This is a genomic window from Shewanella surugensis (assembly GCF_023284005.1).
In the GTDB taxonomy this organism is placed as follows: domain Bacteria; phylum Pseudomonadota; class Gammaproteobacteria; order Enterobacterales; family Shewanellaceae; genus Shewanella; species Shewanella surugensis.
On record NZ_JAKIKS010000152.1, the window covers coordinates 1 to 10,699 of the forward strand.

The 10,699-nt window shown below is 38.3% G+C and carries 10 protein-coding genes; 6 read left to right on the top strand and 4 right to left on the bottom strand.

Annotation, left to right across the window (positions count from 1 at the left end; all coding sequences use genetic code 11):
- Positions 1–359 precede the first annotated feature (359 nt).
- On the bottom strand, positions 360–698 hold the full coding sequence (gene grxD, locus L2764_RS23605) for a Grx4 family monothiol glutaredoxin (RefSeq protein ID WP_248942790.1): 339 nt from the start codon (positions 696–698) through the stop codon (positions 360–362).
- A 230-nt stretch (positions 699–928) separates the two neighbouring features.
- Here grxD and sodB point away from each other — a divergent pair, with 230 nt between their 5' ends.
- From sodB to L2764_RS23625, 4 genes are all read left to right on the top strand, one after another.
- Complete coding sequence (sodB, locus tag L2764_RS23610) at positions 929–1,513, top strand: superoxide dismutase [Fe] (RefSeq protein WP_248942791.1); 585 nt, start codon at positions 929–931, stop codon at positions 1,511–1,513.
- 243 nt (positions 1,514–1,756) lie between these two features.
- Positions 1,757–3,691 (top strand): PrkA family serine protein kinase, encoded by a 1,935-nt coding sequence (locus L2764_RS23615; protein WP_248942792.1) that lies wholly within the window; start codon positions 1,757–1,759, stop codon positions 3,689–3,691.
- Between the two features lie 46 nt (positions 3,692–3,737).
- Positions 3,738–5,006, top strand: coding sequence for a YeaH/YhbH family protein (locus L2764_RS23620; protein ID WP_248942794.1), 1,269 nt, complete (start codon positions 3,738–3,740; stop codon positions 5,004–5,006).
- Positions 5,007–5,017: 11 nt separating this feature from the next.
- Positions 5,018–6,535, top strand: a complete 1,518-nt coding sequence (locus L2764_RS23625) for a SpoVR family protein (protein WP_248942795.1) — start codon at positions 5,018–5,020, stop codon at positions 6,533–6,535.
- Positions 6,536–6,583: 48 nt separating this feature from the next.
- On the opposite strand, the gene rplY is transcribed toward L2764_RS23625, so the two are convergent.
- The 3 genes from rplY to L2764_RS23640 form a co-directional block, all read right to left on the bottom strand.
- The gene (gene rplY / locus L2764_RS23630; RefSeq protein WP_248942797.1) at positions 6,584–6,871 is read right to left on the bottom strand and encodes a 50S ribosomal protein L25; all 288 of its coding nucleotides are present in this window, start codon (positions 6,869–6,871) and stop codon (positions 6,584–6,586) included.
- A 233-nt stretch (positions 6,872–7,104) separates the two neighbouring features.
- The gene (mepK, locus tag L2764_RS23635; protein ID WP_248942802.1) at positions 7,105–7,653 is read right to left on the bottom strand and encodes a peptidoglycan L,D-endopeptidase MepK; all 549 of its coding nucleotides are present in this window, start codon (positions 7,651–7,653) and stop codon (positions 7,105–7,107) included.
- Between the two features lie 115 nt (positions 7,654–7,768).
- Positions 7,769–9,151, bottom strand: coding sequence for a L,D-transpeptidase family protein (locus L2764_RS23640; protein WP_248942799.1), 1,383 nt, complete (start codon positions 9,149–9,151; stop codon positions 7,769–7,771).
- A 405-nt stretch (positions 9,152–9,556) separates the two neighbouring features.
- Here L2764_RS23640 and L2764_RS23645 point away from each other — a divergent pair, with 405 nt between their 5' ends.
- Both L2764_RS23645 and L2764_RS28610 read left to right on the top strand, forming a co-directional pair.
- Positions 9,557–10,405 (top strand): CmcJ/NvfI family oxidoreductase, encoded by an 849-nt coding sequence (locus L2764_RS23645; RefSeq protein WP_248942800.1) that lies wholly within the window; start codon positions 9,557–9,559, stop codon positions 10,403–10,405.
- A gap of 185 nt (positions 10,406–10,590) precedes the next feature.
- Positions 10,591–10,699 (top strand): transposase (locus L2764_RS28610; RefSeq protein WP_312018381.1); only part of this gene is annotated, 109 nt, incomplete at its 3' end.

A 10,699-nucleotide genomic window follows, 5' to 3' on the forward strand; every position in this document is an offset into this window, starting at 1 on the left:
TAAGGTGTTCGATCAGGGTCATTGGGTTACCTCTCAGAAAGTGAGGTGCGATTAGATCACAGTAATTCAGCAGATTCAATCTTTGTTAACAAAGTGCGATCCCGCCCTGGGCAGAGCCGGGGGTTTACCGTTTGTTAATTAGCTATAAGAGTGAACACATTAAAATATACAGTAAGAATATAGGATTAATATTACCACTATGAATAGCTACTTATTAACAACCTAAAAAACAAGCTGATTACAATACCGAAGTAGAAAAGAAAAGTAAGATAATAAAGAAAGGGAACATACTAGATGACAATAAAATAGCCCGATAGCATTTTATAACGGACTATTTCATTTATGACCTTTCAACAGAATTAATCTTGCTCTTCTGTTTTATATTTATCAGCCGTTTCTTTCAATATTGGCTGTAACTCACCTTTCTGGTACATTTCAGTTAAAATATCACAGCCACCAATCAACTCACCTTCAACCCATAATTGCGGGAAAGTGGGCCAATTTGCATATTTAGGCAATTCAGAACGAATATCTGGATGCTGTAAAATATCAACAAACGCAAACTGTTCATCACAGTTAATCATGATCTGAGCGACCTGAGATGAAAAACCACAGCTAGGTAACTTAGGCGATCCTTTCATGTATACGATGATCGGATTTTCTGAAAGCTGCTGTTTAATTTTTTCTACTGTTTCCATTTTTTTTCCCTAACGTGGTAAAACACAATCGATGTATATCTGCTATTGTACGTCAGGTTTAGCAATAACAAAAACCTACTTTTAAAAAGGATATGCGAATGTCCTTGCTATCAGTAAAAATAATCAAAAAATATCCACAAAGGAAGAGACAGCCCCCCCCCTTATTAGGTAAAATACTTAACAGTGAGTAAGACATATAAACATAAACTTAAAGTCAACGGAGAAAGCTAATGGCTTTTGAACTACCTGCATTACCATACGCACAAAACGCACTTGAGCCACACATCTCTCAAGAAACCATTGAGTTTCACTATGGTAAACATCATAAAACTTATGTGGTCAAATTAAATGGTTTAATCGAAGGCACTGAGCTTGAGAGTAAGACATTAGAAGAGATCATTAAAGCCTCCACAGGCGGCATTTTTAATAATGCCGCACAGATCTGGAACCACACTTTCTATTGGAACAGTTTAGCCCCTAACGCCGGTGGCGCAGCCACTGGTGATATCGCTACTGCAATTGATAAGAGCTTCGGTTCTTTCGATGCTTTTAAAGCACAATTTACTGACTCTGCCGTCAATAACTTCGGTAGCGCATGGACTTGGTTAGTGAAAAAAGCCGATGGTTCACTCGCGATTGTTAATACCAGTAATGCAGCCACACCACTAACAGATGATGCTGTCACGCCTTTATTAACGGTCGATGTTTGGGAACACGCTTATTACATTGATTATCGCAATGTTCGTCCAGATTATTTAGCGAATTTCTGGAAATTGGTTAATTGGGTATTTGTTAATCAGAACTTTACGGCTTAAAAAGCCTAGGGGCTATTGACCTTTAATCATCGGCAGGCGCATCAATGCGCCTGCTTTTTTTGGGCTTCACAGCCACTTTATTCCGCCTTCAACAAATGCAATTGTTGCATTCGCAACTATTTGTTATTGTTTTTATTGATATTTACATACTTGTTTCTCTTTTTAGGTCTAAAATTAACAGTAGGAAGCAAAGTAATATTGGCTTCTATCATTCTATTTTGGCGTTTCAGGGGGGAGTGCACTATGGGTATCTTTGAACATTACCAACAGCGCTATGAAAAAAAGCTTGATGAAGAATATTCATTAGAAGAATTTTTAAGTCTCTGTAAAAAAGATAAAATAACCTACGTATCGGCTGCTGAACGTTTATTACTCGCCATCGGTGATCCCGATCTTATCGATACTGCAAAAGATCCGATACTGAGCCGGATCTTCTCTAATCGACTCATTTCCAGGTACCCTGCATTTGATAAATTCTATGGGATGGAAGAAGCCATAGAACAGATTGTGGCTTATCTCAAACACTCAGCTCAAGGCTTAGAAGAGTCTAAACAGATCCTTTACTTACTTGGCCCTGTAGGCGGAGGTAAATCATCCTTAGCTGAAAAGCTGAAAGACTTAATGCAACATATTCCTATTTATGTGTTAAGTGCTGACGGTATTCGAAGCCCCGTTAATGATCATCCTTTTTGCTTATTTAATCCCGAAGAGGATGGTAAATTACTCGAAAAAGAATACCGCATACCACAGCGCTACTTAAAGACAATTATGTCACCTTGGGCAGTCAAAAGATTACATGAATTTGGCGGCGACATCGCCAAATTTAAAGTAATCAAAGTCTATCCCTCAATTCTAGATCAAATTGCCATCGCCAAGACGGAGCCAGGTGATGAAAATAATCAAGACATTTCTTCTCTCGTAGGTAAAGTTGATATTAGGCAACTGGAACACTTCGCACAAAACGATGCCGACGCTTATTCCTACTCTGGCGCCTTATGCCTTGCAAACCAAGGTGTTATGGAATTTGTTGAGATGTTTAAAGCACCGATAAAAGTCTTGCACCCACTGTTAACCGCCACTCAAGAAGGCAATTATAACGGTACAGAGGGTTTATCGGCACTGCCTTATAATGGGATTATTCTCGCTCACTCTAATGAATCAGAATGGTCAACCTTTAAAAATAATAAGACCAATGAAGCCTTCCTTGATAGAGTCTATATTGTCAAAGTGCCCTATTGCTTACGTGTTACAAAAGAAATCAACATTTATGAAAAACTGATTAGTAATTCAGAGCTTTACCAAGCACCTTGTGCACCTGGAACATTAGAGACCTTAGCCCAATTTAGTGTACTATCTCGGATCCTACCCCCAGAAAACTCCTCCATTTTTTCCAAAATGCGCGTATATGATGGCGAGAGTTTAAAAGATACCGATCCCAAAGCAAAATCATACCAAGAATACCGGGATTATGCGGGAGTTGATGAAGGCATGTCGGGATTATCCACTCGCTTTGCGTTTAAAATTTTATCCAAAGTATTTAACTTCGATAATATTGAAATTGCAGCTAATCCGGTACATTTATTCTATGTATTAGAACGCCAAATTGAACAAGAGCAATTCCCAACTGACATTGCAGAGCGATATCTCGAATTTTTGAAAGGTTACCTCATCCCTAAATACGTCGAGTTTATTGGAAAAGAAATTCAAACGGCCTATCTTGAGTCTTATTCAGAGTACGGACAAAATATTTTTGACCGCTATGTCGTTTATGCTGATTTTTGGATCCAAGATCAAGAATATCGCGATCCCGATACCGGCCAGCTTTTTGACCGTTCAGCCTTGAATGCAGAACTGGAAAAAATTGAGAAACCTGCGGGGATCAGCAACCCTAAAGATTTCCGTAATGAAATTGTCAATTTTGTTCTCAGAGCAAGAGCCAACAATGATGGCATGAACCCACTATGGACCAGTTATGAAAAGCTGCGTACCGTCATTGAAAAGAAAATGTTCTCTAATACTGAAGATTTATTGCCCGTAATTTCTTTTAATGGGAAAACCTCCAATGACGATCAGAGAAAACACGATGATTTTGTTAACCGCATGATGGAAAAAGGCTATACAAAAAAACAAGTTAGACTATTATCTGAATGGTATCTGAGAGTCCGTAAGTCTTCTTAACTTACCGATAGACGGGATCGATGGGTCTCGTCATTTGGAGGTCTGTATGGCAAATTTCATTGATAGACGCTTAAACGCTAAAGGTAAAAGCACGGTTAACCGCCAACGCTTTATTCAGCGATATAAGAAACAAATCAAACAAGCCGTTAGCGATGCGGTGACACGCCGCAGTGTCACTGATGTCGATAAAGGGGAAGAAATCAGCATCCCCACTCGTGATATTAATGAACCTTCCTTTCATCAAGGCGCTGGGGGAGTAAGAGAAAAAGTGCACCCTGGAAACGATCAATTTATCCGCGGGGATAAAATTGAAAGACCCCCTTCAGGTGATGGTCGCGGTGCAGGCCCAGGTGATGCTTCAGATAATGGAGAAGGTCAAGATGATTTTATTTTTCAAATATCAAAAGATGAATATCTGGAACTCTTATTTGAAGATTTAGAACTGCCCAATTTACAAAAAAACCAACTCAACAAACTGGTTGAATATCAAATTGTACGTGCCGGATTTACCAATGATGGGGTTCCTGCCAACATTAATATTGTTCGCTCATTACGCTCTTCCCTCGCAAGACGCATTGCGATGTCCGCCTCAAAACGTGCTGAGCTTAAACGATTAGAAGAGGCTTTAACACAATTAGAAGATACTCCTGGAGCTGAAGCAGAAAAAATCATTGAAATCAGATCTAAGATCAAAATATTAAAAGATAAAATTGCAAAAGTCCCCTTCATTGATACCTTTGATCTACGTTTTAATAATTTTGTAAAAAAAGAGATCCCTTCGAGTCAGGCTGTGATGTTTTGTTTAATGGATGTCTCAGGATCCATGGATCAAGCGACCAAAGATATTGCTAAACGATTTTATATACTTTTATATCTCTTTTTAACGCGAACCTATAAAAACCTCGAAGTCGTGTATATACGGCATCATACTCAAGCAAAAGAAGTGGATGAACAGGAGTTTTTCTATTCACAAGAAACCGGAGGAACTATCGTCTCCAGCGCATTGAAACTCATGCATGAAATTCAAAAACAGCGTTATCCTGAAAATGAGTGGAATATTTATGCCGCTCAAGCATCTGACGGTGATAACTGGGCCGATGATTCTCCTCAATGCCATAAGCTACTCGAGAAAAATATCTTACCCACTGTTCGCTACTTTAGTTACATCGAAATCACCAATAGGGCTCATCAAACACTCTGGCGCGAATATGAAAACCTTCAAAAATCGTATTCTAATATTGCCGTTCAACATATTAAGCACGCCGACGATATTTATCCTGTCTTTAGAGAATTGTTTAAGAAACAATCGGTTTAGGAGGAGGCATTATGGGAAAAAAACAAACAAGAACGCCATTAGATGATGGACCAGACTGGACATTTAACTTACTACAAGAGTACTTAACCGAGATTGAACAGGTTGCGGCTCATTACAAACTCGACGCTTATCCCAATCAAATTGAAGTCATCACTGCAGAACAAATGATGGATGCCTATGCTGGGATAGGTATGCCTATTGGTTATACCCATTGGTCTTTTGGTAAACGTTTTATCCAAACCGAACAAGGTTATAAACGCGGACAAATGGGATTAGCTTATGAAATTGTCATCAACTCTAATCCTTGCATTGCTTATCTGATGGAAGAAAATACCATTACAATGCAAGCCCTTGTCATGGCACATGCCAGTTTTGGACACAATAGTTTTTTTAAAAATAATTACTTATTTAAAACATGGACAGATGCCAGTTCTATCATCGATTACCTCGTTTTTGCCCGTAACTATATCAGTGAATGTGAAGAAGTTCATGGTATTGAGCGTGTCGAAAGTATCATTGATTCATGTCACGCCTTAATGAATTATGGTGTGGATCGTTACAAACGACCCAGTGAGATTTCTTTTAAAGAAGAAAAACTCAGACAAAAAGAACGAGAGGATTATCTTCAAAGCCAAGTTAATGATCTCTGGCGAACGATCCCCAATGCAACCACAACCCTCACTGAAAAAAAAGCACCCATTTTCCCCTCAGAACCCCAAGAAAATATTCTTTATTTTATTGAAAAAAATGCCCCACTTCTAGAGCCATGGCAACGTGAAATTGTTCGTATTGTGCGTAAAATGGGGCAATATTTTTACCCACAAAAACAAACACAAGTCATGAACGAAGGCTGGGCCACATTCTGGCATTACACTATTCTCAATCACCTTTACGATGAAGGAAAAGTGACCGAACGTTTTATGCTCGAATTTTTACAAAATCATACTAATGTGGTTGTTCAACCCGCTTATAATAGCCCTTACTATAATGGTATTAATCCTTATGCTCTCGGATTTAATATGTTTATCGATATTCGACGCATATGCGAACACCCGACAGAAGAAGACAAACAGTGGTTTCCCGATATTGCCGGCAGTAATTGGCTAGAGACATTGCATTTTGCCATGGCAAATTTTAAAGATGAAAGTTTTATCAGCCAATACCTTTCACCGACTATTATTAGGCAATTTAAATTCTTTTCCATTCTTGATGATAACCGTAAAAATCATTTATCAGTGTCGGCCATTCACGATAAACAAGGCTATCAAGATATCAGGCAAATGTTATCTCAACAGTATAATTTATCGAATATAGAGCCCAATATCCAAGTCCAGCATGTTGCCGTCTCTGGCGATCGTTCTCTCACACTGCGCTATGTCCCCACCCATGAAATCCCACTGCATGAAAGCTGTCATGAAGTCGTTAAACATTTACATGAGTTATGGGGATTCGATGTAAAAATTGAACAGATAAGTGATAAAGGTGACATCGTATTACTGGCCTCTTGCCCTGAACAAGTTGCTCATTAAGCATAAAAAAAGCGCCCACTAGGCGCTTTATTTATTCACTTATAATGATTAAGCGAATTTGAAATCAATATGCTCGATAAGAGTCTTAAATGCATGACGTTGCATATCTTGAACACGTACTTTAGTGTCTTTACCATCGATAGCCAGTGTTAGCACTGAAGTATAAAAATCTTCGTTAGCTTGGATGTTAATGATATCTTTATGATCAAAAGATATAGAAATCGCTTCTTTACCTGGACCATAAATAACAGCAGGTACTTTGTTCGCATGACGTAGGCGGCGGCTCGAACCTTTCCCTAGTTCAGTACGGATTTGGGCAGTAATAGTATAAGACATAGTTTACTCACTAAAATTAAAAATAATAAAAAAAGTGGTATTCTTTTCGACCAAGAATCCCACGCTTTAAAGCGTTGCGAATCCTATCATAGAAGCATAAAACCAACAAATACTTTATCCTAAATCCGCAGATTCAGGATAAAGTAATACCCATCAATAAAAAATAGGGCTCCAATGAGCCCTATTTTATAGTCTGGTTCTCAAGCTCACTAAAAAGCTGAGTACCTATCCACTTACCAATGTCGAACAGGACCAGTATCAATATGAACAAATCCTGATTTAGGATAATAACCCACTCCGCCTAACTTTAACGACATAGCCGCTTCCCTTACATCAGCAAGCTTAACGCCGGGTAACGCTAAATCGAGTGCCATCCCTTTCATATGATAGCTGTGTTTCGCTACACCACTGCTTCTTCTTGCTAACATCGCATTCGTTGTGGGTGAACGATAACCAGAAATAATATGAATCTCTTCTTCTACATTAAGTGTGTTTTGAAGTTTAAAAGCATAGTCAAACAAACGTTTATCCATAGGAATGGATTCATTTTGTCTAAAATCCCTTAAAATTTGATTAAACTCAGTTAAAATATTAGCTTGATAATCCCCATCAACCCAGTAGCTTCCTTGCTCACGCTCTCCAGTATGACGATTATAGAAACTTAATGTTCTCACGCCTTTTGTGGAACGACTGGCATTGGCCTTTTTTGGAAGCACCGAAAAAGCGGCGACCCCACCAAGCCCTAATAACAACTGTCTTCGAGCTGAACATACAACAGACACTGAATCACCACTGAACAATAAATAGACAACAGCGGTGAAATTACCTCGTGAACGAACATAAATCAAGCGATACGGTCATTTTTCAGCTAACTTTCATTTAAGTCATTGAATAAGGTTACTGAGCTAGAGACATCAATGATGCTTTTTGTTGATTATAAATATCTCGCCGATACTGAACCTGGCCCTGATCATCAATCCATGTTGTCCAATACACTAAATGTATCGGTAGGGATGCCTTTAACGAGAACCAACGGCTTTGTTCCCTTTTCGTCTGCATGCGTTGCCATGTTTTTTTATCATTCACGAGATGATCCGCCATCCATTCAGCCAATAATTTCACTTTTTCAACGCGGATGCAGCCTGAAGACAACGCTCTATTCGCCTTATTAAATAAACGGGGGTTTGCGGTGTCATGTAAATAAATACTAAAGTCATTAGGAAAATAAAATTTGTAACGTCCCAAAGTATTTTTTACACCCGGTTTTTGCACTAAACGATACGGAAAAGCGCCCTTCGCAATATCACTCCACTGCTCAGGTGTACGAAAGAGTTTATTGCCTTGCCTATCATACACCTCATAATTCCCGTTATTGATATATCGACCATCCCTTCTGATTTTAGGTAACAGATCTCGATGCATAATGCGCTTTGGCACACGCCAGCTAGGATTAATAACCACGTTGGTTATTTCACTGCTCAACTGGGGGGTTTGACGAGAAGGTTTACCAACAATGACACGAGAATCTAGGCTGATCTCACCATTATCCATTAATAACAGATGAAATCCAGGAATGTTAATCACAATAAATTGGGCGGATTTTGTGGCCAAAAAGGCATGCTTTTTCACATAATTTTCAGCTAATACTTTCGCCCGATCAAACGGCCTCATATTGAGCCAACGCAAGGTGGCAGGACCGATAACACCATCCGTTTCCAAACCATGACGTTTCTGGAATACTTTCACCGCATCAACAAAATGGCTTGTATAGACATCCCCTATGATTGCTGAATCATCGAGATCGCCAAGTAACCATAACCTAAGCCCAATTTCATTGAGCTGTTCATGTTTATCACCTTGTTCAATTAGATTATTTAATGATAAAGCAGACCACAAATAAGTATCATCTAACCATATGAAATGTTTTATATTATTAGTAAAATATAAAAAATCATCTAACTTAGGCTCCAGCCCTATGGCTCTTTGATAGGTATTACTCTTTAATCTAAAATTAGGATCTTTCAAAGGAATATGTTTGCTCTGCCAATAGTTCGCCAGTTCAAACTCAATACTGTCTTTCAATATACCTTGATAAATTTGATCGTTATCTTCAAGTAATTGATAATAATCATGGAAAGCTTCATTAGGTTCAACAAGTGATAATAATAACAGTTGATCTGAGATCAATTGACGACCCAATGAGTCTGGGTCTTGTCCCCAAGACTGATTGGGACTCAAAGACATAAAGAGAATAAACAGTAAGGTATTTCGTTTATGCATCACCCTATCACCCTATCCACTACCGCTTACGCGACTACAACTAAAGTATGACAAAGTTTAACAAGGTATCTGTGACAAAATGTAGGATTTCATCGTCAAATAGAGACAATCACATTGAATCATGCCATATTATTCTCATTAACCTTTTAAATAATCTCTTTAAATCAAATAACCTCACGGTCATGACATACCCCATCATAATATTAAGTGATAAAAAAACATTATAATCATGAAATCGAATATATCCCCACTGATCTTAGAGTCACACTTTAAATAACGTGAAACCGCTAACATTATGTCAATATCGAACAAATCCCCCCCCCCTGTATTAAGCAGGTTAATTCTAAGTCATATATAATCATACATAAAATAGTGCCTATTTCACTCGAATGTTAGGAGTACGCAATGACGTCAAACACTGGGCATTTTTATGATGAAATCATAAAAGATAAGATTAAAGTGCTTTTAAACTACCCCAACCTCAACGATGACATAAAATTCGGACATTTTGATACCCAACACCATAAAGAAACCAGTATCCATAATGCCCGCCAACTCAACACCCCCCCCCACATAGAGCAAGAAGGGTTTTGCCTACTGACATCCAATATTAATCTTCACATCTTCAGCATTGATGAGCTAACCCCAAACATCATCCAACCGTTTAACACTATACTTGTTGACACATTGTCAGCTAAAAGAGCCCTATTATTAGGTGCTGTCATCAGGCATGAACAAAAACACGACACGGGCCTACCTTCACATTCAGAGATCCGTTCACCCGCAGGCTTTATTCATGCGGACTGGGGGATGCAACGCCTGCAAGCATTGACAACAAATCCTGATCCCATTTTAGTCAATAATCCACAGATCAACCACACTGATATTGCAAATGTCATCAACAAAGCATCCCGTTGGGGCATGTATAATATTTGGATCCCATTAGTTCACCTTACCAATAACAACCTCGCGCTATGCAGTATTAATGGAATGAATAATGAAGATATAGTAAGAAGTTTTATGTTTAATGGCACCTCAGAGATTATGACATTAAAGTATAATCAACATCATCAATGGTTTTATTACCCTCTAATGCAATCAAATGAATTACTGATCTTTAAACAGTATGATTCTATAGAAAATGATGATACTTACACTTGCGTTTTTCATACCGCTTTTAATATTGTCAAAGATGACAACCTAATAATGAACCCGAGAAAAAGTCTTGAGCTACGGTTTTTGGTCAACTATTAATTGATCCTCAAGCCAGATGAAATAAAATACCTTAATCACATGATCAAACAAAAAATTAAAAAAATATTATTAGCTTTATTATTCTCATGATACTCGTCATCTTTATTGTGATCCTAGGCAGTACTTTCGAACGCTCGGCTAAGTGAGTAAAATCACTAACCGAGGTGTAATATAATGACAAGCAAATACGCAAAATACACACAGATGAGTTCAAGAAAGAAGCACTTGCTTTAGCTGAAAGAAATGGGGTTTCCAAAGCCGCAAAAGAGCTGGGTATTCATGAATCACAAATCT